This window comes from Catellatospora sp. IY07-71 (assembly GCF_018326265.1).
Taxonomy (GTDB): Bacteria; Actinomycetota; Actinomycetes; order Mycobacteriales; family Micromonosporaceae; genus Catellatospora.
Genome location: NZ_AP023360.1, coordinates 2670315 through 2694597, shown reverse-complemented (window position 1 = coordinate 2694597; position 24283 = coordinate 2670315). Strand labels below are relative to the sequence as shown.

The following is a 24283-nucleotide window of genomic DNA, read 5'->3' as shown; positions in this document are numbered from 1 at the left end:
CCGCTCCCCCGTCACGGCTGCCCGTCCAGGAGGTCGTCCAGGTCCTCGTCCAGCTCATCGGACGGCGGCGGCACGGCGGCACGGCGGCGGGCCAGCTCCGCGGGCGCTCCGATCGCCGTACGGTCCTCGGGCACGGCCCGGTAGTGCTGGAGCAGTCGGACCAGGAACTCCCGGTCGACGTCGAACTTGGCCAGCGTCACCCGGAGCACGCCGCTCGGCCCGGTCGCCGGCTCGGTCCACAGCGACAGCTCGGCGACGCCGCCGCGCGGGCGGACCTGCACCCCGGTGAGCCGGGCCCAGGGCACCGTACGGGTGCGCAGCCCGCGCACCGACACCCCGCCGGGCGTCACCAGCAGGCGGGGCGGGTGATGGATGAGCAGTGCCGCCAGCACCACCAGCGCGCTCGCGGTGAGCGGCTGGCCGCCGCCGAGCGCGAACCCGGCCCCGGCCAGCGCCAGGGTGCCGCGCGCGTACACGACGGGCGAGGTGAACGCGGCGAAGCCCTGCGGCAGGGTCACCGGCGCCAGCGCCGCCGGGCGGCGCACCCGCCACAGCAGATGGACCGCCCCGAAGTAGACGACCAGCGTCGCCAGGGCAGCCAGGCCGGACACCGTCCGCCAGACCCACCCCGGACCCGGGACGCCCGCGACCGCGGCCGTGATGATCAGCCCGGCGCCGCCCACGGCCCAGGCCGCGACGAGCAGCCTGCGGTTCTGCGACGCCAGGTGGTGCAGCAGATCGCCGTCGGCGGGTGCCGCGGGCGCGGCTGTCGAGGACATTCCGACAGCGTAGACGCAGCGATCATCCCGCCGGGTGCCCCGCTCGCGCGGGGCGGCCGAACGGACTACTGCCGGGTGTCCATGGAGGTCTGCAGGGCGCGGCGGGCCTGCTCGCGCTCGCGGTCTTCCTCGGTGGTCTGCGGCTGGGGCTTCTTGGACGTAGGCATGGGAACGGTCCTTCCACAACAACGGGTCGATGACGCACGCACGCGAAACACGTGCCGCGTTTTCTCTGTCCGCCGCCGTTCTCGGGATCGCCGAGCATCCTCGCCGGTGTGACCTACCGCGGCGCCGCCGTCCGGGTGGGACCGCGAAGCGCGCCGCTGCAGGCAAAACTATCGTTCAGTTCCACATCCTGCACAGCCGTTCCCACACCCTGGAACGTCGGCATGCCGACTGACCAGCTAAACCGCTCCTTAACGCGCAACAAGTCGGAAATCTCCCCCTGAATCTCCGCTCAGCTCCAGGGGTCGCCGAGCAAGATCGCCGTCTCGTGTCGAAACCTGCGCCCCAGCCCCACCTTTGGACACGAACCCGCGATCATGCCCACCCCCTCTCGCCAGCCGAATGACAGGCACCACGCCGAAAGGCTCACCGAGCCAGAAAGTGCCACCCCAGCCAGAACCAGAACCCCAGGATCGCCAGCCGCCCCACCGGCAGCCCACCCACGTCATACCGCATGACCAGCGCCGCCACGTCCCCGATGCTGGGCACCCGGGAACCCGGCCGCCGCGCCGCCCACTCCACCGCCAGCACCGCCACCCCCGCCAGCACGAACCCGGCGATGGCAAGAAACCGCGTCAGGCTCATCGCCGCACCAGTCCCCAGAACCCGGCCAGCCACCCGAAATACGCCAGGCTCCGCACCAGATACCCGTCAAGCAGCGGATCGGCCAGCAAAGACAGCGTCGGGTAATCGTGCGTAGACCCCATCGCGAACGTGATCACCTCGACCACCACGAACACCGCCACCGGCACCAGCCACCACGCGACCCCCGGCAGCAGACCGGCCGGAGCGGCCCGGCGGGGCAGCCGCGACGACATACCCGCCAGCATCATCCCGCCCCCGAGCGCGAGCACGTAAAGATTCGCCGCCAGCGAGAACGACGGCAGCAACCCGCCGATCAGCGAGAACGGCACGAACACCGGCAGCATGACCTGCGCGCGCGCCCACGGTCGCACCGGCTCGACGGTGAGCTCGGGACGCTGTTCCATGACCCGATTGTGCTCCGTTGACCGGTCTGCGGGGGAGACCTTCGCCACCCTGCTCCGCACCGCGCCGCCGATGGGGCGGAACGGCCGCCCGTCAGGCCTGCGCCGCCAGCTCCGCGCGCACCGCGGCGATGATCTCCTCAGCGCCGCCGCGGCCGGTGAACCCGGCGGCCAGCCGGTGCCCGCCGCCGCCGAGCGCGACCGCGACCCGGCTGACGTCCGCACCGCCCTTGCTGCGCATGGACACCGCCCACTCCTGCGGGGCGACCTGCTTGAGCAGCAGCGCCACGTCGGCCTCGGAGACGCAGCGCACCGAGTCGATCAGCGCCTCCAGCACGTACGGCGGCTGCTCGTGCTTGGCCAGGTCGTCGAGTGTGGCCACGGCGTACACCAGGCCGCGCCCGCCGGCCCCCTCGGGCTCCAGCTGGGCCCGGCCCATCACCTCGCCGAACAGGCGCACCGCGCCGAACGGGCGGCTGTCGAAGATGCGCCGGGAGATGCCGCCGACGTCGATGCCGGTGGCGACCAGGCGCGCGGCCAGCTCGTGCACCTCGGGCGTGGTCAGGTCGAACTTGAACGAGCCGGTGTCGGTGACCAGCGCGATGTAGAGGCACTCGGCCATGGGCCGGTCCAGCGGCACGTCCAGCCGCCGCAGCAGCTCGGCGGCGACCACCGAGGTGGCCGCGGCGTACGGGTCGACCAGCGACACCTTGCCGAAGCCGGTGTTCGACGCGTGGTGGTCGAGCACCAGGCTGACCGCGGCCGTCTCCAGCCGGTCCACCAGCGACCCGAGCCGCGACTCGCTGGCCGCGTCGAAGGTCACCAGCAGGTCCGGCGCGGGGTCGGCGTCGGCCTCCGGGATGAGCAGGTCCATCGCGGGCATGTGCAGCGGCGCGGGCACGCTCAGCGGGCCGGGGAAGGTGCACTGCAGCGAGGTGACGCCGAGCCGGAGCAGGCCCTGCGCGAAGCCGAGCATGCTGCCCAGCGCGTCGCCGTCGGGGTTGACGTGGCACACCAGCAGCACCCGCGCACCCGGCCGCAGCCCCGTGCGCACGGCCGCGACGGCCGCGGCCCAGTCCTGCTCGGTGGGGCGGCCGGTGGTCCCGGCCGCCAGCGTCGCCGCGTTCACCGCTGGGCTGCCGCGCGCAGCGCAGGCTCCTCCTCGTCGTCCTCGTCCTGCGCGTCCTCGTCGTCCTCGACCTTGTAGGGCTGCGCGTCGCCGGCGTACTCCGCGCCGGCGGCCAGCTCCTGCACCTGGGCGTCGCGCTGCTTCGCCTCGGCCAGCAGGTCGTCGATGTGCTTGACGTGCTCCTGGACGTCGTCGGAGACGAACGCCAGCGAGGGCGAGTGGCGCAGGCCGAGCGCCCGGCCGACCACGCCGCGCAGCATGCCCTTGGCGCTCTCCAGCGCGGCGGCGGTGCCCGCCTGGGCCTCCGCGTCGCCGAGCACCGTGTAGAAGACCGTGGCCTCGCGCAGGTCGGCGGTGATCCGGGCGTCGGTGATGGTGATCATCCCGAGCCGGGGGTCCTTGATCTGGGAACGTACCGCCGATGCCACGAGCTCACGCACCCGCTCGGCATGCTTGCGTACCTTGGCCGGATCAGCCATCACGTCACCTCCGCGACCGACGACCTCGGCGCGCCACGCTGCGGCTCACGCCGGTCAGGCGAGGTCGCCACTGTGACGAGCCAGGGTCGAAACCAACACCATGACACTACCCGCCGGGTCCGACCCTCACGCGAGCGCGCTGAGCGCGGATGGAGCCGCAGCTCACAGCGCTGGACTGCGCAGCTCACCGCCTAATCGTCGTCGCCGTACCAGCGGCGCCGCACGGACAGCACCTCGACCTCGGGGCGGCCGACCACGAGGCGCTCGCACTGGTCGAGGACCTCGTTCACGTGCGCCGGGTCGGCGGCGACCACGGCCACCCCGATCTCGGTGCGCCCGTGCAGCTCGAGCGCCCCCACCTCGGCCACGGCGACCTCGTACTTCTTCAGCGCCGCGATGATCGGGCGCACGTACGAGCGCTTCTCCTTCAGCGACCGGGAGTCACCCGGCAGCAACAGGTCGAAAACGGTAGTTCCGGTATGCACGAGCCAGAAGCGTACGCGAGATCACACCTTGCGGGCCACCAGAATGTCGCGGTTGATGGCCTGGTCGACGCGGTGCTCGAAGCCCTCGTAGTCGACCGCCTCCAGGCCGTGCTCCTCGAGCAGGTCCAGGGCGTCCTCGCGCGGGGCCACGTGGGTGTTCCAGGACACGCCCAGCGCGCCGCCGGGGCGCAGCAGGGACAGCCAGCCCGGCAGCGCCTCCTCCAGCAGCTCCAGCGGCCCCCGGGCCAGCCCCTTGGCGCTGCGGCTGCCGTGCACCACGCCGTAGGGCAGGTCGGCCACCACGAGGTCCACGGAGTTGCCCTTGAGCAGGCCGCGCGTCTGCGTGGTGTCGGCCTCGAACAGGCTCAGGTGCTGGGGCTGGTCGCGCACGTCGCCGATGCGGGCGTCGAAGCGGCGGCCGATCCGCTTGCCCTCCCGCCGCAGCGGCGCCATCTCGGTGGTGTGCTTGATCCGCTTGTTCTTGAGCCACGTCTTCAGGAAGGCGCTGTACGCCTCGACGTCCTTGCCGTCCAGTTCGATGCCGATCGCGTCCCAGCCGTACATCAGCGCCTGGTTGAGCGTGGTGCCCCGCCCGGCGACCGGGTCGAGCACCACGAAGCGCCGGGTGAGCAGCTGGTCGGCCCACGAGGTGGCCAGTGCGGTCACGTTGAGCAGCAGCTGGGTGAAGTTCTCGTTGGTCTTGCCGGCGTACTTCTGGATGGTGATCAGATCGTCGTCGAACCGGTCCAGCGGGGGCTCGCCGAGCGGCCGCAGCAGCCCGCCCTCGACGATCTCGAAGATGGCGTACGCCGACGACAGGTTCGCCAGCACCCGCAGCTCCTCAGCCGCCAGCCGGCCGTCCTCGACCTCGAACGACAGGTACGGCCGCCCGCCCAGCTCCACGACCTCGGCCGGCTCCAGCCGCCCACCCAGCGCCCGCTCGGAGAACACCGCCAGCTCCGCCGCCGTCAACTCCGGCGCCGACTGCGTGTAAACCCGGTTAGCCGACGGCGCCACCAGCACCGCATACCTAGCCACTGCTCCCCCTCCGACTACCACGACGATCTTGCACGAACTGTTGCCCTTTTGCCCGGAACGGGCGTGTCGCACCCACAACCCACGCAAGATCGACACAGCAGAAGGGGCGGGGTTCGGCGCGTCAGCGCCGGGCCCCGCCCCGTCCTCTAGATCACACCCGCGGCTTCTCGCGCATCTCGAAGGTCTCGATGACGTCGCCGACCTGCAGGCTGCCGAAGCCGTTCAGGGTCAGACCACACTCGAAGCCCTCACGGACCTCGGTCGCGTCGTCCTTGAACCGCTTGAGCGAGCTGATCGAGGCGCTCTCCGCCACGACCGTGCCCTCGCGCACCACCCGCGCCTTGGCGTTGCGGCGCAGCAGGCCCGACCGGACGATACAACCGGCGATGAGACCCACCTTGGACGAACGGAAGACCTCGCGGACCTCCGCCGAACCCAGGGCGACCTCCTCGTACTCCGGCTTGAGCATGCCCTTGAGGGCCGCCTCGATCTCCTCGATGGCCTGGTAGATGACCGTGTAGTAACGGATCTCCACACCGGCGCGGTCGGCCAGATCGCGAGCCTGCTCCATCGGCCGAACGTTGAAGCCGATGATGATCGCGGTCGAGTTCGCCGAGGCGGACGCCAGGTTGACGTCGTTCTCGGTGATCGCACCCACGCCGCGGTGGATGATCCGAAGCTGGATCTCCTCCGGGATGGGCAGCGCGACCAGCGCGTCCTCCAGGGCCTCGACGGAACCGGAGACGTCGCCCTTGATGATCAGGTCCAGCGAGGTGCGCTCGCCTTCCTTGATCTTCTCGAGCAGGTTCTCCAGCGACACCCGGCCACGCAGGCTCGCCTGCTCGGCCGCCCGCTTGCGGGCCTGCCGCTGCTCGGCGATCTGGCGTACGGTCCGGTCGTCGTCGGCGGCCAGGAAGGTGTCACCCGCACCCGGCACCGCGGTCAGACCGAGCACCATGACCGGACGGGCCGGGCCCGCCTCGGACAGCGGGTGACCGTTCTCGTCCAGCATCGCCCGGACGCGGCCGTAGGCGTTGCCCGCCACGATCGAGTCACCGACGTTGAGCGTGCCCTTCTGGACCAGCACCGTCGCGACCGGGCCGCGGCCCTTGTCGAGCCGGGCCTCGATGGCCAGACCCTGGGCGTGCCCGTCGATCGGAGCGGTCAGCTCCAGCGACGCGTCCGCGGTCAGCAGCACCGCCTCCAGGAGGCCGTCGATGTTGATCCGGCTCTTGGCGGAGATGTCCACGAACATGGTCTCGCCGCCGTACTCCTCGGCGACCAGGCCGTACTCGGTCAGCTGCTGACGCACCTTGCCCGGGTTGGCCTCCGGCTTGTCGACCTTGTTCACCGCGACCACGATCGGCACGTCGGCCGCCTTGGCGTGGTTGAGCGCCTCGATCGTCTGCGGCATGACGCCGTCGTCGGCCGCCACCACCAGCACCACGATGTCGGTGGCCTGCGCACCACGGGCACGCATGGCGGTGAACGCCTCGTGACCCGGGGTGTCGATGAACGTGATCGCCCGGTCCTCACCCTCGTGCTCGACGTGCACCTGGTACGCGCCGATGTGCTGGGTGATGCCGCCGGCCTCGCCCTCGACCACGTTGGCCGAGCGGATCGCGTCGAGCAGCTTGGTCTTACCGTGGTCGACGTGACCCATGACGGTCACCACCGGCGGACGGCTGACCAGGCGCTCCTCGTCGACGTCGGCATCGAGGTCGATGTTGAAGCGCGCGAGCAGCTCGCGGTCCTCGTCCTCGGGGCTGACGATCTGCACGTCGAAGCCGAGGTGCTCACCGAGCAGCATCAGGTCGTCGTCGGTGCAGGACTGCGTCGCCGTCACCATGATGTTCAGGTTGAACATCTCCTGGACGAGCGAGCCCGGGTTGGCGTTGATGCGGTCGGCGAAGTCCGACAGCGAGGCACCGCGCGGCAGCCGGAGCTGCTGACCCTGGCCCCGGGGCGCACCCGAGGACATCGTCGGCGCGGACAGGTTGTCGAACTCTTGACGCCGCTGCTTCTTGGACTTGCGGCCGCGCGACTTGCCGCCGCCCCGACCGAACGCGCCCGCAGCGCCGCCACCGCGGCCACGGCCGCCGGCACCGCCGCCACCGGGACGGCCCGCGCCGCCCGCCGGCGGGCCACCGGTGCCACCACCGGGACCGCCGCGGAAGCCGCCACCGCCACCGCCGGGACCACCGCCGGGGCGGAAGCCCGTGCCGGCGCCACCGCCGCCACCGGGACCGCCGCGGAAGCCGCCACCGCCGCCGCCACCGGGACCGCCGCGGAAGCCACCGCCGCCGCCACCGGGACGACCGGCACCGCCGCCGGGACCACCCGGACGGCCCGCGCCGCCGCCCGGACGCGCCGGACGCTGGCTGGGCATGGAGGCCGGGTTGGGCCGCGGCGGCATCGACGCCGGGCTGGGCCGCGGCGGCATGGAGGCCGGGTTGGGACGTGGCATGCCAGCCGGGGACGGACGCGAAGGAGCGCCGCCGCCCTGCGAGATGCCGAACGGGTTGTTGCCGCCGGTGCGCGGCGGACGGCCGCCACCGGGCGTGGCCGGACGGCCCTCACGGCCGCCGCCCTCGGGACGCGGACCGCGGTCGCGGCCGCCGTCGGGACGCGGACCGGACGGACGCCCGTCGCGGCGGTCGCCACCGGGCGCACCGGGACGGCCGCCCGGCGCGGCCGGACGCGCGCCGGTGCCGGCCGCGGACGAACCGGGCCGGGGCGGCATGAAGCTGGGCTTCGGGGCGTCCGGACGTCCGCTGTCCTCACGCTGCTTCGCCGCCTGCTGGGCCGCGCGGACCGAAGCCTCCTGCTCGGCCTTCAGCGCCGAGGCACGGGCCTCCGCCGCCGCGACCTCGATGTCGTGCGCGCTCGCCGGCTTGGTGACCGGGGTCGGCGGGACCATCGAGACGGGTGCCTTCGGCTTCACCGGTGGGGCCGAGGGCTTCTTGGGGGGTGCCGGACGCGCCGTCACCCGGGATTCACTGGTCGCCGCCGGCGTCGCCGCGGCCGCCGGGGGCGCCGACGGCGCGCTGGGCGCGGCCGGAGCCGCCCCGCCTGCCGCGAAGGCGTCCTTCAGCCGTCGTGCGACGGGAGCTTCCACGGTGCTCGACGCGGACTTGACGAACTCGCCCATCTCCTTGAGTTTGGCGAGAACGTTCTTGCTCTCGACGCCGAGCTCCTTAGCAAGCTCGTGTACGCGGGCCTTGCCTGCCACTGCACTCCTCACTCCGAGGTCGCACGGGCAGTGACCCGCTGCGACCTCACTTGTGCACTTGAAGCCTGATCATTTTTGCGACTTCATCGTGTGCCCATGCCGGTCGTCCTACCTTGCTTGATCCTCAGACGGGGCTGATGAGGCGCCCGTCTACGGTGGTCCGCCACCCCGTGACGGTCTGGCGGTGATCCTTCGGATCGATGTCGTGATCCCTCGGACCGTGTCACGATCCGTGGATCGCCCCGGTCAGCTCGCCGGTGTCGATGACCCCGGTGATCCGCAGCGCGCGCCCGAAGGCGCGGCGCCGCAGCGCCGACTCGAGACAGGCCGGTGTCGGGTGCACGTGGGCACCCCGGCCGGTCGATCTGCGTCGCGGGTCGGGCCGGAGGCTGAACTGGTCAGCGCCCGACGCCACCGCTACGACGCGGAGCAGTTCGGTAGCGGACGCGCGCTGCCTGCATCCCACACACGTGCGCACCGGAGGTGCCAGCGGTGTGTTGGAAGAGGCCGCCACATGCGATCCCGGCCGCGTGCGTCGTACCACCGGGAAAGTCTACCCCTAAGCGGAGACCGGGGTGCCGCCTGGCTCCGTCTCGTGATCAGCCGCGGCCCGCGGACCGCGCGGCGGGGCCGCCCCGGAGTCGGCCGCATCGGAGCGGATGTCGATGCGCCAACCGGTCAGACGGGCAGCCAGCCTGGCATTCTGCCCTTCCCGGCCGATCGCCAGCGACAGCTGGTAGTCGGGCACCGTGACGCGCGCCGCACGCGCTGCGAGATCCACCACTTCGACCTTCAGCGCCTTCGCGGGCGACAGCGCGTTGCCCACGAACTCGGCCGGGTCCTCCGACCAGTCGATGATGTCGATCTTCTCGCCGTGCAGTTCACTCATGACCGCGCGCACCCGCTGGCCCATCGGGCCGATGCAGGCGCCCTTCGGGTTGACCCCGGAGACCGTCGAGCGTACGGCGATCTTGGTGCGGTGACCCGCCTCACGGGCGATCGCGGCGATCTCCACGGTGCCGTCGGCGATCTCGGGCACCTCCAGCGCGAACAGCTTCTTCACCAGCGCCGGGTGGGAGCGGGACAGGGTGACCTGCGGGCCGCGGAAGCTCTTGGCGACGTGCACCACCACGCAGCGGATGCGCTGGCCGTGCGGGTAGGTCTCCCCCGGCACCTGCTCCGACTGCGGCAGCACGGCCTCGACCTTGCCCAGGTCGACCGAGACGATGCCCTTCTCCGAGCGCGTCTCGTGCGCCTGGATCACGCCGGTGACCAGGTCGCCGTCGCGGTTGACGTACTCGCCGAAGTGCACCTCGTCGGTCGCCTCGCGCAGCCGCTGCAGGATGACCTGCTTGGCGGTCATCGCCGCGATCCGGCCGAAGTCGTGCGGGGTGTCGTCCCACTCCCGCAGCAGCTCGCCCTCGGGGCCGTACTCCTGCGCGTACACCACGGCCGCGCCGGACTGCCGGTTGATCTCCACGCGGGCGTGCGACTGCGCGCCCTCCGTGTGCCGATACGCGGTGAGCAGCGCAGACTCGATTGCCTGCAGGATGGTCTCCTCGGAGATCTCCTTGTCGCGTGCCAGCGCGCGCAGCGCCGCCAGATCGATGTTCACCGCTCTTCCCCTTCGTCGTCCGGCTCGCCGTCGTCCGGCCCCTCGTCGTCGGACGAGTCGTCGTGGAACTCGGCGAGCTCCTCATCGGAGATCTCATTCATCCGCTTGAACTCGACCTGCACCCGGCCGGGGCCCAGCGCGCCGTACTCGAACGCGTGCTCCCTGCCGTCCACGTCGAGCGTGATGCCCGTGTCGTCGGCGTCCACCACGCGGCCGGTCAGCGTCTTCTCGCCCGCCTTCACCTTGACCAGGCGGCCGACGTTGCGCGTCCAGTGCCGCGGCAGCGTGAGCGGCCGGTCCACCCCGGGCGAGGAGACCTCCAGCTGGTACTCGCCCATGATCAGCTCACGGCCGGACGCCTCCGCGTCGTCCAGCGCCCGCGACACCGCGCGGGAGACGTCGGCGATCGCGTCCAGGCCGACGCCGCCGTCGCCGTCGATGATCACGCGGACCAGGTGCCGCCGGCCGACCTGCTTGACGGAGAGCTCCTCCAGGTCGTAGCCGGTCTCCGTGACCACCGGCTCGATCACGGCCTGTAACCGGGCACGCCGGGCGGCCAGTTCCGCCGGAGCGGTCCGGGCTGGGGCCGGTGCGGCCGGGCGGGCGGCCGGGCGGCCGGTCTGCCTGCCTGAGGCGCGGCCACGCTGAGCCATCTGAGGGCACCCCTCTCGGTGATACATCGACTGCGCAGAGCGTAACCCGCGAGCACGCGGCAACTACCAGCGGCGCGCTGCGGGCACGCGCGGCACGGGTGACCCGTCCCGGCGGCCCGCCCGGACGGCGGACCCCGAGGAGTCCCCACCAGCGGCCCGACACGTGAACGGCGGTTAGCGGAGCCCGGCCGGATGAGGAAGACTGGCGCGGTGCGTACGCGGGCAGATGATCATAGCGGGCCGGGCGGCTTCCGGCCGAATCGACGTGGGCTGCTGCGAGCCGGGACGGCGGCCGCGGTCGCGGGCGTGGCCGCACCGGCGCTGGCGGGCTGCGACCTGTTCGGCGGGCCGGACGAGCCGCCCCCGCCGGACGCGCTGACCGGCCTGCTCGCCGGCACCCACGCGCTGGTCGCGTCGTACGACGCCGCGCTGGCCGCCGACACCACGCTGACCGCCCTGCTCACCCCGCTGCGCGACACGCACAAGGCGCACGCGGCCGCGCTGGAGGCGATCATGAGCCCCAAGCCCTCGCCGAGCGCGTTCAGCCTGCCGAGCGCCGCCCCGGTCGACGGCGACCGCAAGGCGATCCTGGCCGCGCTGCGCACCGGCGAGGCCTCGGCCGCCAAGCAGGCCGCCGAGGCGTGTGTGAGCACCACCACCGCGCGGGCCGTCCTGGTCGGCGAGATCGCCGCCGCCCGCGCCACGCACGTGGAGGTGCTCGCATGACGACCCTGGCCGAGCGGTTGCAGACGGCGCTGGCCGCCGAGCACAGCGCGATCTACGCGTACGGGCGCTTCGGCGTGCTGCTGGACAAGGCCGGGCAGAAGGAGGCGCGCACGGGCGAGGAGGCGCACCGCGCCCGCCGGGACGCGCTGCTGCTGCGCCTGGCCGAGCTGAAGGCCGCGGCGCCGGTCGCCGAGCCGGGCTACGCGCTGCCGTTCCCGCTGGCCGACCGGGCCGCGGCGCTGAAGCTCGCCGCCTACGTGGAGGACGGGGTGGCGGCCAGCTGGCGGGCGGCGCTGGCCGACGCCGAGGGTGAGCTGCGCCGCCAGGTGCTGACCGCGTACACCGACGCGGCGGTGCGGGCCACCCGCTGGCGGCGGCGCGCCGGGGTCGCCCCGGCCACGGTGCCGTATCCGGGACGAAAGGCGCAGTGACCAGGGCGGGTTGAAACCCGCATACCGAGTATGCATACTCAGTAGCCATGTCCATCCGGCATGGTTTGCTCGCCCTGCTCGAACGCGGGCCCCGCTACGGCTACCAGTTGCGGGCCGAGTTCGAAGACTCCACCGGCTCCACCTGGCCGCTCAACATCGGCCAGGTCTACACCACCCTCAACCGCCTCGAACGCGACGGTCTGGTACGCGCGCTGCCGGAGAACGACGGGGGGCAGCGCCCGTACGAGATCACGCCCGACGGGCGCGCGGAGCTCACCCTCTGGTTCGCCACCCCGATCGCCCGCGCCGACCGGCCCCGCGACGAGCTGGCCATCAAGCTGGCACTCGCGCTGACCACCCCCGGCATCGACGTGCAGGCGGTGGTGCAGACCCAGCGCACCGCCACCATGCGCGCGCTGCAGGAGTACACCCGCCTCAAGCGCAGCGACGCGGAGCTGCCCTGGCGGCTGGTGCTGGAGGCCATGATCTTCCAGTCCGAGGCCGAGCTGCGCTGGCTCGACCACTGCGAGACCGCGCTGGTGCGCTACGACAAGCCCACCCCCGCGCCGCTCCCCCAGCACGACGACGCCACCCGGGAGGCCGAGGTATGAGCACCGCCGTCCTGCAGCTGCGAGACGTGCACCGCACCCACGGCACCGGCGAGGCCGCGGTGCACGCCCTGGCCGGGGTCACCATCAGCGTGCACGCCGGTGAGCTGGTCGCCGTCATGGGCCCGTCCGGCTCCGGCAAGTCCACCCTGCTCAACCTGGCGGGCGGGCTCGACCGGCCCGACTCCGGCGAGGTGCTGGTCGAGGACACCGCCCTGTCCACGCTGCGCCGTCCCCAGCTGGCCGCGCTGCGCCGCCGCAGCGTCGGCTACGTGTTCCAGGCGCTCAACCTGCTGCCCAGCCTCACCGCCGCCGAGAACGTGGCGCTGCCGCTGGAGCTGGAGGGCGTCTCGGGGCGCAAGGCCCGCCCGCTGGCCGAGGCGGCGCTGGCCGAGGTCGAGCTGACCGGATACGCCGACCGCTTCCCCGACGAGATGTCCGGCGGCCAGCAGCAGCGCGTCGCCATCGCCCGCGCCCTGGTCGGCCGGCGCCGCCTGGTGCTGGCCGACGAACCCACCGGCGCGCTCGACTCGGTCACCGGCGAGGCGGTGCTGCGCCTGCTGCGCGCCCGCGTCGACGCCGGGGCCGCCGCGGTGCTGGTCACCCACGAGGCCCGGCACGCCGCCTGGGCCGACCGGGTGATCTTCCTGCGGGACGGCCGGGTGGTCGACGCCTCCGGCCCGCTGACCCAGCCCGAGCAGCTGCTGGAGGCCGCGTCATGAGGTGGCTGCGCGGCTGGCTGCCCGCGCTGCGCGTCGCCCGGCGCGACGCACGCCGCAACCGGGGCCGCTCGCTGCTGGTCATCGCCATGCTCGGGCTGCCCGCGCTGGGGCTGTCGTTCGCCGCGACCGTGTACGACATGAACGAGCTGACCCCGGCCGAGCAGCTCGACCGCGAACTCGGCCGCTACGACGCCCGCGTCCAGTGGGTCGCCGACGGGCCGCTGACCCAGGCGCCCGACGGCAACGGCTACAGCTTCGACGGGGAGCCCCGCAAGGGCGCCGGCACCGCCGACGAGCTGCTCCGGGTACTGCCCGCGGGCTCGCGCGTCACCCAGGTGACGGAGGACTTCGTCGAGGTCTACACCGCCGCCGGGGTCATCGGTGTCACCAGCCGCATCCTCGACGTCGCCGACCCGCAGCTCGCGGGCATGGTGACCGTGCTGGAAGGCACCGCCCCGCGCGGGGACGGCGAGATCGCCGTCAACGCCCGTCTCGCCCGGCGCATGGACCTCGGCCTCGGCAGCACGCTGCGCCTGGTGCAGCCCGACCGGACGTACCAGGTCACCGCGCTGGTCGAGTTCCCGAACGGCCTGAACGACACCGTGGTCCTGCCGTCCGACGAGAGCGCCGAAGGCTATCCGGTCTTCCTGGTGGACACCCCGGCGCCGCTGCTGTGGACCGACGTCCAGCAGCTCAACACCCACGGCGTGGTGGTACGCAGCCGCGCGGTCGTGCTCGACCCGCCCCCGGCCGACCCGCGCTTCGTGTACGGCAACGGCCCGCAGGTCGAGGAACTCAGCCTCGGCGTGGTGCTGATCGGCCTGATCATCCTGGAGATCGTGCTGCTGGCCGGCCCGGCCTTCGCGGTCGGCGCCCGGCGGCGCAGCCGCGACCTGGCGCTGGTCGCCGCGACCGGCGGCACCCCCTCCCACCTGCGGCGCATCGTGCTCGCCGACGGCATCGTGCTCGGCCTGGCCGCCGCGCTCGGCGGCATCGTGCTCGGCGTGGCGGCCGCCACCGTGCTGCGCCCGCTGATCGAGGAGTACCTGATCGACGCCCGGTCCGGCGGCTGGCGCTTCCTGCCGCTCGCCCAGCTCGGCATCGTCGTGCTCGCGGTCGGCACCGGCCTGCTCGCCGCGATGGTGCCCGCGTACACCGCGGCCCGGCAGCAGGTCGTCACCGTGCTGGCCGGCCGCCGGGGCGTGGTCCGCTCCCGCAAGCGCTGGATCACCCTGGGCCTGGTCATGGCCGCCGCCGGTGCGGTGATCGCGATCGTGGGCGCGGTCGGCTCGCAGGTGAACGTGATCCTCGGCGGCCTCGTCCTCGGCGAGCTGGGCCTGGTGCTGCTCACCCCGTCGCTGGTCGGCCTGATCTCCCGGACGGGCCGGTGGCTGCCGCTGGCGCCGCGGATCGCGCTGCGCGACACCGCCCGCAACCGCGGAGCGGCCGCCCCGGCGATCTCCGCGGTGATGGCCGCCGTCGCCGGAGCCGTCGCCATCGGCGCCTTCATCGGCAGCGAGGCGCAGAACGCGTACGACAACTACGACCCCCAGCTGCCGCTCGGCCACTTCGTGGTCGGCTTCCCGGGTGAGGAAGACCAGCGGCCCGACACCGCCAAGGTCCTGGCGGCGATCCGGGAGACCGTGCCCGCTGCCGATCCGCACGTGTTCTCCCACGTCGCCTGCGCCGGGCCCGCCGAACCGGGCGAGCGCGACTGCGGCGCGTACCCGGTCCTGCCCCCGGCGGAGCGCTGCCCCGCCTGGGTGGACCCGCAGCCCGGCGTCCCCCCGGAGCCCGACGAGGACGACCCGCGCTGCCGCGGCTTCAGCGGCAGCTGGGCGTTCTACGTCGCGGTCGACGACGGCAGCGGCCTGAGCGCCCTCAGCAGCGCCCCGCCCGCCGAGCTGGCGAAAGCGCGGGCCGTGCTGGAAGCCGGTGGCATCGTCGTCGACGATCCGCGCTACGTCGTGGACGGCAAGGTCGCCGTCGCGCTGGTCGACGGGCCGCCCGTGGACGATCCGTACGACCTGCCCACCGTGCCCGTGCCCGCCGCCGTGCTGGCCGGCGACGACATGGCCGCCTCCTTCGTCGTCTCCCCCGACCTGGTGCGCGCGCACGGTCTCGCGGTCCGCCCCGGCGACGTGGCGGCATCGCTCGACCACGTGCTGACCGGCTCGGAGGCCGAGCAGCTGACCGGTCGGCTCCGGGAGATCAGCGGGAACCTGTCGCTGACCGTCGAACGGGGCGCGCAGTTCCGCGAGGAACCGATCATCTGGATCCTCGGCGTGATCTCGGCGCTCGTCGCGCTGGGCGCGGCCGGGGTCGCCACCGGCCTCACCGCCGCGGACAGCCGACCGGACCTCGCCACCCTCGGCGCGGTCGGCGCGAGCCCCCGGGTGCGCCGCCTGCTCTCGCTGAGCCAGTCCGGCGTCATCTCCGGCCTGGGCGCGCTGCTCGGCGTCCTGGCCGGCCTCGGCACCGCCGCGGCCCTGGTCGCCGCGGTCAACTCCAGCCGCGGCATGGCCCACCAGGACCAGGTCCCGATGACCCTGACCCTCCCCTGGGACACCCTGGCCATCGTCCTGTCGGTCCCCCTGGTCGCCATGCTCGGCGCGGGCCTCCTGACCCGCTCCCGCCTCCCCATCGAACGCCGCCTCTAGGAAAGGAAGGGCACCTTCTTAGAGCGACCGGCATTAGGTGCGGACCTGGACAGGTAGCCGGTCGCGGGTAGCAAACAGGCACGGGACTTATCGATCATTGGAGTTCTCTACGCTTCAATGACAGGAGTCCCGTGCCTGCGCTGCCATCATCGCTGCTGACCCCGATCTGGGTCCAGTTCGCCGCACTGCTGCCCGACCGGCCCGAATACGACCCCGCACACCCGCTGGGCTGCCACCGCCGCCGCATCCCCGACCAGGTCGTCTTCGAACACGTCATCCACGCCCTGGTCCACGGCTCGGGCTACGAACGCATCGCCGGCCCAGGATGCTCCGACCGCACCATCCGCCGCCGCCTGGCCGACTGGGCCAGCGCAGGCCTCGCCCAGCAACTGCACGCCCTGACCCTGGCCGCCTACGACAACATGATCGGCCTACAGCTGCACGACATCGCCGTCGACGGCGCGCTCACCAAAGCACCCTGCGGCGGAGACCGCGCCGGACGCTCCCCGGTCGACCGCGGCAAAGGCGGCCTCAAACGCTCCACCGGCACCGAAGCCGCCGGCATACCCCTGGCCGTGATCTCCGCCCCCGCCAACCGCAACGACAACGCCCTGCTGGAAGCCACCCTCGACACCGCCACCCAACAGACAGGCCCCCTGCCCGACGACGTCACCGTGCACCTGGACCGCGCCTACGACAACACCCCCACCCGCCAGCGCCTGCACGACCGCGGCCTGCACGGCCAGATCGCCCGCAAAGGCCTCCCCGCCCCCATCCAGGTCGGCAAACGCTGGGTGGTGGAACGCACCCACTCATGGATGAACGGCTACGGCAAGATCCGCCGCTGCACCGAACGCAACGCGCAGGTCGTGGACTTCTACCTCTACCTGGCAGCAGCCCTGATCACCACACGCCAACTCATCCGACAAGCCCGCCCCCGCTACCGCTGGGACGGCCGTCCCACCACCCGACGCCTCAAATGAACCTATTGCCGGTCGCTCTTATCGCTTTGCGTAGAGGAAGGTGCCCTTCTTAACCCTCGTCGGGGCGGCGGCTCGCGGTCGCGGTGGGTTGATCGCGATCTCGTGTCGAAATGCTTGGCTGGACCGCAGATCTTGACACGAGATCGCGATCAACCCCGGCGTCACCACCACGGGACCGTCACCACCACGGGAGGCGGCACCCCCACGGGACGCGGCACCCTCACGGGCGGTGCGGGCTGGTCGCACCCGTCCGGGTGGCCTTCCGTGCCGTCGCGGGCTGCGGCACACTGTGCCGATGCTGAGACGCCTCGCCCGCTACCTGGGCCACCGCAGCTGGTTCGCCCGAGCGGGCCGGGTCCTCGTGCCGCTCGACCGCACCGTCGCGAAGCTCACCAAGGGCCGCGTCGTCGCGCTGGGCCTGATCCCCACGCTGATCATCACCACCACCGGCAAGAAGTCCGGCCTGCCGCGTACCCAGCCGCTGGCCTACGCCCGCGACGGCGACCACTTCGTGGTGATCGGCTCCAACTGGGGCCAGCAGAGCCACCCGGCCTGGTCGGCGAACCTGCTCGCCAACCCCGACGCCGTCGTCACGCTCGGCGGACGGGAGATCCCGGTGCGCGGCGAGCTGGCCACCGGCGAGCAGCGGGAGCGGCTGCTGAAGCTGCTGCTGGAGGTCTGGCCGGCGTACACGACGTACCAGCAGCGCGCCTCTAACCGCGTGATCCGCGTCTTCAGCCTGATCCCCCGCTGACGGCCGCCCCGCCGCGTTAAGAAGGGCACCTTCCTCTACGCAATGCGTTAAGAAGGTGCCCTTCCTTTCAGGAGGTGGTGACGCCGATGGCGGCGCCGATGAGGTAGGTGGCGCCGGCGGCGGCCGCGCCGAGCAGGAGCTGGCGCAGGCCGGTGGCCCACCAGCGGCGGCGGGTGAAGCGGGCGGTCAGCGCGCCGACCACGAACAGGCCGAGGCCGCCGACGGCGAGCGCGAGCCACAGCGAGTCGCTGCCGAACAGGTAGCTCAGCAGCGGGATGATCGCGCCGATCGAGAAGCAGACGAACGACGAGATCGCCGCCGTCCACGGGCTCGGCTTGCTGTCCGGGTCGACGCCCAGCTCCTCGCGGACGTGCATGCGCAGCGCCTCATCGGGCTGGGCGCGCAGCTCCTCGGCCATCTGCCGGGCCAGATCCGGCGCGATGCCGCGCTCGATCCAGCGCTGGGCCAGCTCGGCGGCCTCGGCGGCCGGGTTGTGCCGCAGCTCCCGGCGCTCCTTGGCCACCTCGGCCTCGATCTGCTCGTTCGCGGTGCGCACGCTGGCGTACTCGCCGAGGCCCATCGAGATGGCGCCGGCGACCAGGCCGGCCACACCGGTGAGCACGATCGTGTGCGGGTCCACCCCGGCGCCGCCCACACCGGCGATCAGGCCGATGTTGGTGACCAGCCCGTCCATCGCGCCGAACACCGCCGCGCGCAGCCAGCCGCCGGAGACGTCGGCGTGCTCGTGGTCGATGGGCGGCAGCGTCGCCTCGGCGCCCGGCAGCCCGGCGCCCGGCAGTCCGGCGCCGGGCGTGGGCTCGGTGCCGAGGGCGGGGTCGGGCTTGTCCGGGTTCACGGCAGGGTGAGGATGTCCGCGCCCGACTCGGTGACGACCAGCGTGTGCTCGAACTGGGCGGTCCAGCGGCGGTCCTTGGTGACCACCGTCCAGGTGTCCTTCCAGGTCTCGTACGCGATCGTGCCGAGCGTGATCATCGGCTCGATGGTGAAGGTCATGCCGACCTCCATGATCGTGTCCGCGTTCGGGTTGTCGTAGTGCGGGATGAACAGTCCGCTGTGGAACGACTGCCCGATGCCGTGCCCGCCGAAGTCGCGCACCACGCCGTAGCCGAAACGCTTCGCGTACGACTCGATGACCCGGCCGATCACGTTGATCGGGCGGCCCGGCGCGACCGCCTTGATGCCCCGCATGAGCGCCTCGTGGGTGCGCTCGACCAGCAGCCGGGCCTCCTCGTCGACGTTGCCGACGCAGAACGTGGCGTCGGTGTCGCCGTGCACGCCGTCCTTGAACGCCGTCACGTCCACGTTGATGATGTCGCCGTCCTGGATCACCGTGGTGTCCGGGATGCCGTGGCAGATGACCTCGTTGAGGCTGGTGCAGCAGGACTTCGGGAAGCCCTTGTAGCCCAGGGTCGACGGGTACGCGTCGTGGTCGAGCAGAAACTCGTGCACCAGCCGGTCGATCTCGTCGGTGGTCACCCCCGGCTTGCAGTGCTCGCCGGCGAGCTGCACGGCCTGGGCCGCGATCCGCCCGGCGACGCGCATCTTCTCGATCGACTCCGCGTCCTGGGTGAGCGGGCCGTCCCAGCGCTTGGGCTGCTTGCGGCCGACGTACTCGGGGCGCGGGATGTGCGCGGGCACCTCCCGCCACGGGGAGAGCTTGCCTGGGGTCAGCGTGGCACGGCCGTTCATGACCTGAACTCTAGCGCTCGGCGAACATCGGGGCGCCGTCGATGCTCGCCGCGTTGCGCGTGGCCCGGTAGTGCTCGCGCTGCTCCGGGGTCTTGTGCTCCCAGAACCGGACGAGCAGGTCACGGTCGCCCTCGTACGACATCAGCGGCACGCCGTAGCCGCACGAGTCCGACACGCGCGTGACGTCGATCACGACGATGCTGCGCAGGCCGACGTGCGGCGGGGCCGGGAAGCGCGCGATCAGCTCGGCGGCGCGCGGGTCCTCGGCGAGCACCGCCTCGCCCCGGCCGTGCAGCCGGTAGATCTTGGGCGGGCCGTCGAACGCGCACACCATGACCACGATGCGCCCGTTCTCACGCAGGTGCGCCATGGTCTCGATGCCGGAGCCGCCGTACTCGTAGTACGCCACCTGATGCGGGCCGAGCACCGCGAACGAGTCGGTCAGCCCCTTGGGCGACACGTTGACGTGCCCGTCCGCCCCGGACGGCGCGGTGGCCACGAAGAACACCCGCTGCGCCATGAGGAAGTCACGGATCTTGTCGTCGATCTGCTCGTACACCTGGCCCATGCCCGCGACGCTACCCCGGCACCCGGCCGCCGGCAGCCCCGTGACCCGCCACGTGGGACGTGCCACGTGGCGGGTGCGGGCCGGAGATCAGACCGTGGCGAAGAACTCGGTCTTGCTGCCGCGCGCGCCGCGCAGCTGGGCGGCCGCGCCGACCAGGGCCTGGAACAGGCCGTTGGCGGCCATGTCCTCCGGGTGCCACTGCACGCCGACCGCGAACGGGTGGTCGGGGTGCTCGATCGCCTCGATCAGGTTGTCGGTGGTGCACCACGCGGTGGGCAGCATCCGTCCCGGGTCCTTGACCCCCTGGTGGTGGTACGAGTTCACCAGCGCCTCGGCGCCGTAGATCTCGCGGCAGCGCGACCCGGTCGCGAAGTGCACGTCGTGCTCGGCGTACACCTTCACCGGGCCGACGGTGGAGTGGCCGCCGTGGCCGACCACCTCGGGCAGGTGCTGGTGCAGCCGCCCGCCGCTGGCCACGGCCATGACCTGCATGCCCCGGCACACGCCGAGCAGCGGCAGGCCGGTCTTCAGCGCGATGCGCACCAGCGGCAGCTCGCCCGCGTCGCGCTGCGGGCTGGTGTAGACCGTCGGGTGGGGCGTCTCGCCGTAGCGGGCGGGCTCCACGTCGGCGCCCCCGGCCACGATCAGCCCGTCGAGTCCGTCGAGCACCTCCACGCCGCCGTCGGGCATCGGGGGGATCAGCACCGGGCGGCCCCCGGCCCGGCTGACCTGGTCCACGTACGCCCACGGCAGCACCGCGGCGACACAGTCGTGGACGCTGTAGCGGGCGGATTCGACGTAGGTGGTGATACCGATCAACGGTCTGGTCACATCGCTCACAACGGCGTCACATATGCCCCGGTAATGCCCCCGTCCACAACGAACTGCGAGGCGGTGATGAATGAGGAGTCGTCGCTGGCGAGAAACGCTACCGCCGCGGCGATCTCTTCGGGCTCGGCGAACCGGCCCATCGGCACATGGACGAGTCGGCGAGCCGCCCGCTCCGGATCCTTCGCGAACAGCTCCATCAGCAGCGGCGTGGCCACCGGCCCCGGGCACAGCGCGTTGACGCGCACCCCCTGCCGGGCGAACTGCACGCCCAGCTCACGGCTCATCGCCAGCACCCCGCCCTTGCTGGCGGTGTAAGCGATCTGACTCGTCGCGGCGCCCATCAGCGCCACGAAGCTGGCCGTGTTGATGATGGAGCCCTTGCCCTGCGCGAGCATGTGCGGCAGCGCGTACTTGCAGCACAGGTAGACGCTGGTGGTGTTGACCCGCAGCACCCGCTCCCAGGCGTCCAGTCCGGTGTCCAGGATCGAGTCGTCGTCGGGCGGCGAGATGCCCGCGTTGTTGAACGCGATGTCCACGCGCCCGCGCCGGGCCGCGACGCCGTCGAACAGCTCGCGCACCTGCGTCTCGTCGGAGACGTCGCACTGCACGAACTCTCCGCCGACCTCCTCGGCGATCTTCTTGCCCGCCTCCTCGGCGAGGTCCACCGCCACCACGTACGCGCCCTCGGCGGCGAACCGCCGTGCCGTGGCCGCGCCGATGCCGCTGGCCGCCCCGCTGATGACCGCCACCCGTTCCTGCAACCGCCCCATGCCCTGCCTCTGCCTGCCTCTCGTGGGTTCCTGGCCGTGGCGCCCGCGAGGCCGTGATAACAGCGTGCGGTACGCGGCGGGCTCAGCGCTGCCGAATCACTCCGTGGAGATGAAGACGTTCTTGGTCTCGGTGAACGCGAGCGGGGCGTCCGGGCCCAGCTCGCGGCCCAGACCGGACTGCTTGGCCCCGCCGAACGGGGTCCAATAGCGCACCGAGCTGTGCGAGTTGACGCTGAGTACCCCGGCCTCGACGCCGCGGGCCAGCCGCAGCGCCCGGCCCACGTCGCGGGTCCAGATCGACCCGGACAGGCCGTACTCGGTGTCGTTGGCCAGCCGCAACGCGTCGGCCTCGGTGTCGAACGGCAGCACCGACAGCACCGGCCCGAACACCTCCTCGCGCCAGTGCCGCTCGTCGGTCGCCCGGGTCTCCAGCACGGTGGCCGGATGCCAGTAGCCGGGGCCGTCCGGCGCGCCGCCGCGCATCAGGACGTTCGCGCCGGCCACGTAGCCCGTGACGCGTTCGCGCTGCTCGGCGGTGATGAGGGGGCCCATGCCGGTGGCCGGGTCCATCGGGTCGCCGCAGCGCCAGGCGCTGACGTGCGGCTCCAGCAGGGCGAGGAAGTCGTCGTACACCTCGCGCTGGACCAGCAGGCGGGAGCGGGCGCAGCAGTCCTGCCCGGCGTTGTCGAACACGGCCCCGGGCAGCGCGGCGGCGGCCCGTTCCAGGTCGGCGTCGGCGAACAGCAGGGTGGAGCTCTTGCCGCCCAGCTCCAGCGTCACCCGGGTCAGGTCGGCCGCGCACGCCGCCATGATCTGGCGGCCCACCTCCACCGACCCGGTGAAGCAGATCTTGCGTACCCCCGGATGGGTCACCAGCGCGTGGCCCGCGACCTCGCCGTGGCCGGGCAGGACGGTCAGCACGCCCTCCGGCAGGCCCGCCGCAAGGGCCAGCTCGGCCAGGCGCAGCGCGGTCAGCGGCGTGGTCTCGGCCGGTTTCACGAGCACCGTGTTGCCCGCCGCGAGCGCGGGGGCGAAGCCCCAGGCCGCGATCGGCATCGGGAAGTTCCACGGCACGATCACGCCGACCACGCCCAGCGGCTCGTGGAACGTCACGTCCACCCCGCCCGCGACCGGGATCTGCCGCCCGCACAGCCGCTCCGGCGCGCCCGAGTAGTAATCGAGCAGGTCGCGGACGTTGCCCGCCTCCCAGCGCGCGTTGCCGATGGTGTGCCCGGCGTTGCGCACCTCCAGCAGCGCCAGCTCCTCGGCGTGCGCGTCGACCACCGCGGCGAACCGGCGCAGCAGCCGCGCCCGGTCCCCCGGCGACACGTTGCGCCAGCTCTCGAAGGCCTTCGCGGCCCGCCCGACGGCGGCGTCGACCGCCGCGGCGTCGGCCGGCTCCACCGTGGCGACGACCTCTTCGGTGACCGGATTGACGATCTTCACAGCCGCTCGAACCCCCGCACCAGTTCCCAGTCCGTCACCGCGGCGTCGTACGCGGCCAGCTCCACCTGCGCGGCGTGCCCGTAGTGCTCGACCACCGCGTCGCCGAACGCGTCCCGCGCCACCGCTGAGGACTCCCAGCGCAGCAGCGCGTCCCGCAGCGTGGCGGGCATGCGCGGCGCGGACGGGTCGGCGTACGCGTTGCCGCTGAACAGCGGCTCCAGCGGCAGCTCGTTCTCGATGCCGTGCAGTGCGCCCGCCACCATCGCCGCGACGGCCAGGTACGGGTTCACGTCGCCGCCGGGCGCCCGGTGCTCCACCCGCAGCGAGGTGTCGTGCCCGACCAGGCGCAGCGCGCAGGTGCGATTGTCCCGCCCCCAGCGCAGCGCCGTCGGCGCGAACGAGCCCGCCTGGTAACGCTTGTACGAGTTGATGTTGGGCGCGTACAGCACGCTCAGGTCCACGGTGCTGGCCAGCAGCCCCGCGAGCACGTGCTCGCCCAGCGGGCTGAGCTGGTCCCCCTCGGCCATCACTGGCCGCCCGTCGGCGTCGCGCAGCGAGAAGTGGATGTGGCACGAGTTGCCCTCGCGCTGGTTCGGCTTGGCCATGAAGGTCAGCGACATGCCCTGCTGGGCGGCGATCTCCTTGGCCCCGTGCTTGTAGAGCGCGTGCTGGTCGGCCGTCTTCAGCGCCTCGGCGTAGCGGAACGCGATCTCGTGCTGGCCGAGGTTGCACTCACCCTTGGCGCTCTCCGGGGCGAGTCCCGCCCCGGCCATGCCCAGCCGGATCGCCCGCAGCAGCGGCTCCACCCGCGTCGTGCCCAGCAGCGAGTAGTCCACGTTGTACCCGTTGGCCGGGGTGAGCCCCTGGTAGTGCTTGGCCGCGGCCTGCTCATAGGAGTCCTGGTAGACCACGAACTCCAGCTCCGTGCCGACGTACGCGGTCAGCCCGCGCTCGGCGAGGCGGTCCAGCTGGCGGCGCAGGATCTGCCGCGGCGACTGCACCACCGGGCTCCCGTCCAGCCACAGCACGTCGGCGAGGATCAGCACGGTGCCCGGCAGCCACGGGATCGGGCGCAGCGTGTCCAGGTCCGGCCGCAGCACGAAGTCGCCGTAGCCCTGGTTCCAGCCGGAGACGGCGTACCCGTCCACCGGGGTCATCTCGACGTCCACCGCGAGCAGGTAGTTGCACGCCTCGCTGCCGTGCGCCACGACCTCGTCCAGGAAGTACGTCGCATGCAGGCGCTTGCCCTGCAGCCGACCCTGCATGTCCGTCATGGCCAGCAACACCGTGTCGATGTCGCCCGCCTCCACCATCGCGCGCAGGCGCTCCACCGACCACATGCCCACCAGTCCTACCCCCACCACCCCCGCCGTCAACAAACTCGCATGGGTCACTGCTCCCGGCGCGCCGCGGCAAAGTTGTGCCGGAGGGCTTCCGTTCCCGCCGGGTAGCG

At 72.6% G+C, this 24283-nt stretch carries 25 protein-coding genes; 7 read left to right on the top strand and 18 right to left on the bottom strand.

All coding sequences use genetic code 11. The features are described from left to right. Positions 1 to 11 precede the first annotated feature (11 nt). From CS0771_RS12195 to rimP, 11 genes are all read right to left on the bottom strand, one after another. Entirely contained in the window at positions 12 to 779 is a 768-nt protein-coding gene (locus tag CS0771_RS12195; RefSeq protein ID WP_212841075.1) for a hypothetical protein, read from the bottom strand. A gap of 591 nt (positions 780 to 1370) precedes the next feature. Beyond that, positions 1371 to 1589, bottom strand: a complete 219-nt coding sequence (locus CS0771_RS12190) for a DUF6186 family protein (RefSeq protein WP_212841074.1) — start codon at positions 1587 to 1589, stop codon at positions 1371 to 1373. Then, entirely contained in the window at positions 1586 to 1993 is a 408-nt protein-coding gene (locus CS0771_RS12185; protein ID WP_212841073.1) for a hypothetical protein, read from the bottom strand. The genes CS0771_RS12190 and CS0771_RS12185 overlap by 4 nt, the downstream gene beginning before the upstream one ends. Positions 1994 to 2084: 91 nt before the next feature. After that, positions 2085 to 3119, bottom strand: a complete 1035-nt coding sequence (locus tag CS0771_RS12180) for a bifunctional oligoribonuclease/PAP phosphatase NrnA (protein ID WP_244870743.1) — start codon at positions 3117 to 3119, stop codon at positions 2085 to 2087. Further along, on the bottom strand, positions 3116 to 3598 hold the full coding sequence (gene rbfA, locus CS0771_RS12175) for a 30S ribosome-binding factor RbfA (RefSeq protein WP_212841072.1): 483 nt from the start codon (positions 3596 to 3598) through the stop codon (positions 3116 to 3118). The genes CS0771_RS12180 and rbfA overlap by 4 nt, the downstream gene beginning before the upstream one ends. Before the next feature lie 191 nt (positions 3599 to 3789). Then, positions 3790 to 4083, bottom strand: coding sequence for a DUF503 domain-containing protein (locus CS0771_RS12170; RefSeq protein WP_203756151.1), 294 nt, complete (start codon positions 4081 to 4083; stop codon positions 3790 to 3792). 21 nt (positions 4084 to 4104) lie between these two features. Continuing rightward, positions 4105 to 5121 (bottom strand): TRM11 family methyltransferase, encoded by a 1017-nt coding sequence (locus CS0771_RS12165; protein WP_212841071.1) that lies wholly within the window; start codon positions 5119 to 5121, stop codon positions 4105 to 4107. Between the two features lie 151 nt (positions 5122 to 5272). Continuing rightward, complete coding sequence (gene infB / locus CS0771_RS12160; protein ID WP_212841070.1) at positions 5273 to 8353, bottom strand: translation initiation factor IF-2; 3081 nt, start codon at positions 8351 to 8353, stop codon at positions 5273 to 5275. Positions 8354 to 8576: 223 nt separating this feature from the next. Beyond that, positions 8577 to 8843, bottom strand: coding sequence for a YlxR family protein (locus CS0771_RS12155; RefSeq protein WP_212845786.1), 267 nt, complete (start codon positions 8841 to 8843; stop codon positions 8577 to 8579). A gap of 69 nt (positions 8844 to 8912) precedes the next feature. Continuing rightward, positions 8913 to 9968, bottom strand: a complete 1056-nt coding sequence (gene nusA / locus CS0771_RS12150; protein ID WP_244870741.1) for a transcription termination factor NusA — start codon at positions 9966 to 9968, stop codon at positions 8913 to 8915. Beyond that, on the bottom strand, positions 9965 to 10621 hold the full coding sequence (rimP, locus tag CS0771_RS12145) for a ribosome maturation factor RimP (RefSeq protein ID WP_212841069.1): 657 nt from the start codon (positions 10619 to 10621) through the stop codon (positions 9965 to 9967). The genes nusA and rimP overlap by 4 nt, the downstream gene beginning before the upstream one ends. Before the next feature lie 192 nt (positions 10622 to 10813). Here rimP and CS0771_RS12140 point away from each other — a divergent pair, with 192 nt between their 5' ends. The 7 genes from CS0771_RS12140 (at position 10814) to CS0771_RS12110 (ending at position 17505) form a co-directional block, all read left to right on the top strand. Continuing rightward, positions 10814 to 11347 (top strand): hypothetical protein, encoded by a 534-nt coding sequence (locus tag CS0771_RS12140; protein ID WP_212841068.1) that lies wholly within the window; start codon positions 10814 to 10816, stop codon positions 11345 to 11347. Further along, on the top strand, positions 11344 to 11778 hold the full coding sequence (locus CS0771_RS12135; RefSeq protein ID WP_212841067.1) for a ferritin-like domain-containing protein: 435 nt from the start codon (positions 11344 to 11346) through the stop codon (positions 11776 to 11778). The genes CS0771_RS12140 and CS0771_RS12135 overlap by 4 nt, the downstream gene beginning before the upstream one ends. A gap of 47 nt (positions 11779 to 11825) precedes the next feature. Then, entirely contained in the window at positions 11826 to 12389 is a 564-nt protein-coding gene (locus CS0771_RS12130) for a PadR family transcriptional regulator (RefSeq protein ID WP_212841066.1), read from the top strand. Continuing rightward, complete coding sequence (locus tag CS0771_RS12125) at positions 12386 to 13108, top strand: ABC transporter ATP-binding protein (protein WP_212841065.1); 723 nt, start codon at positions 12386 to 12388, stop codon at positions 13106 to 13108. Before CS0771_RS12130 ends, CS0771_RS12125 begins: the two co-directional genes overlap by 4 nt. Then, positions 13105 to 15768: an ABC transporter permease gene (locus CS0771_RS12120; RefSeq protein WP_212841064.1), complete on the top strand. Its 2664-nt coding sequence runs from the start codon at positions 13105 to 13107 to the stop codon at positions 15766 to 15768. Before CS0771_RS12125 ends, CS0771_RS12120 begins: the two co-directional genes overlap by 4 nt. Before the next feature lie 131 nt (positions 15769 to 15899). Next, a complete protein-coding gene (locus CS0771_RS12115; RefSeq protein WP_212839359.1) occupies positions 15900 to 16751 on the top strand; it encodes an IS5 family transposase in 852 nt (283 codons plus the stop codon). Between the two features lie 289 nt (positions 16752 to 17040). Continuing rightward, on the top strand, positions 17041 to 17505 hold the full coding sequence (locus tag CS0771_RS12110; protein ID WP_212841063.1) for a nitroreductase/quinone reductase family protein: 465 nt from the start codon (positions 17041 to 17043) through the stop codon (positions 17503 to 17505). Positions 17506 to 17572: 67 nt separating this feature from the next. On the opposite strand, the gene CS0771_RS12105 is transcribed toward CS0771_RS12110, so the two are convergent. The 7 genes from CS0771_RS12105 to CS0771_RS12075 all read right to left on the bottom strand — a co-directional run bounded on the left by CS0771_RS12105 (position 17573) and on the right by CS0771_RS12075 (position 24170). Then, positions 17573 to 18268 (bottom strand): VIT1/CCC1 transporter family protein, encoded by a 696-nt coding sequence (locus tag CS0771_RS12105; RefSeq protein WP_305835772.1) that lies wholly within the window; start codon positions 18266 to 18268, stop codon positions 17573 to 17575. 89 nt (positions 18269 to 18357) lie between these two features. Next, the gene (map, locus tag CS0771_RS12100) at positions 18358 to 19215 is read right to left on the bottom strand and encodes a type I methionyl aminopeptidase (RefSeq protein ID WP_203756123.1); all 858 of its coding nucleotides are present in this window, start codon (positions 19213 to 19215) and stop codon (positions 18358 to 18360) included. Between the two features lie 10 nt (positions 19216 to 19225). After that, a complete protein-coding gene (locus CS0771_RS12095; RefSeq protein ID WP_212841062.1) occupies positions 19226 to 19783 on the bottom strand; it encodes a pyridoxamine 5'-phosphate oxidase family protein in 558 nt (185 codons plus the stop codon). Positions 19784 to 19870: 87 nt separating this feature from the next. Continuing rightward, on the bottom strand, positions 19871 to 20614 hold the full coding sequence (locus CS0771_RS12090; protein WP_244870740.1) for a gamma-glutamyl-gamma-aminobutyrate hydrolase family protein: 744 nt from the start codon (positions 20612 to 20614) through the stop codon (positions 19871 to 19873). Positions 20615 to 20619: 5 nt separating this feature from the next. Then, positions 20620 to 21384, bottom strand: coding sequence for a 3-oxoacyl-ACP reductase (locus tag CS0771_RS12085; RefSeq protein WP_212841060.1), 765 nt, complete (start codon positions 21382 to 21384; stop codon positions 20620 to 20622). 96 nt (positions 21385 to 21480) lie between these two features. After that, positions 21481 to 22824 (bottom strand): aldehyde dehydrogenase, encoded by a 1344-nt coding sequence (locus tag CS0771_RS12080; RefSeq protein WP_244871342.1) that lies wholly within the window; start codon positions 22822 to 22824, stop codon positions 21481 to 21483. A 2-nt stretch (positions 22825 to 22826) separates the two neighbouring features. Then, positions 22827 to 24170 carry a glutamine synthetase family protein gene (locus CS0771_RS12075; protein WP_212845784.1) on the bottom strand — a complete coding sequence of 448 codons (1344 nt, stop codon included), beginning with the start codon at positions 24168 to 24170 and terminating at the stop codon, positions 22827 to 22829. Positions 24171 to 24283 lie beyond the last annotated feature (113 nt).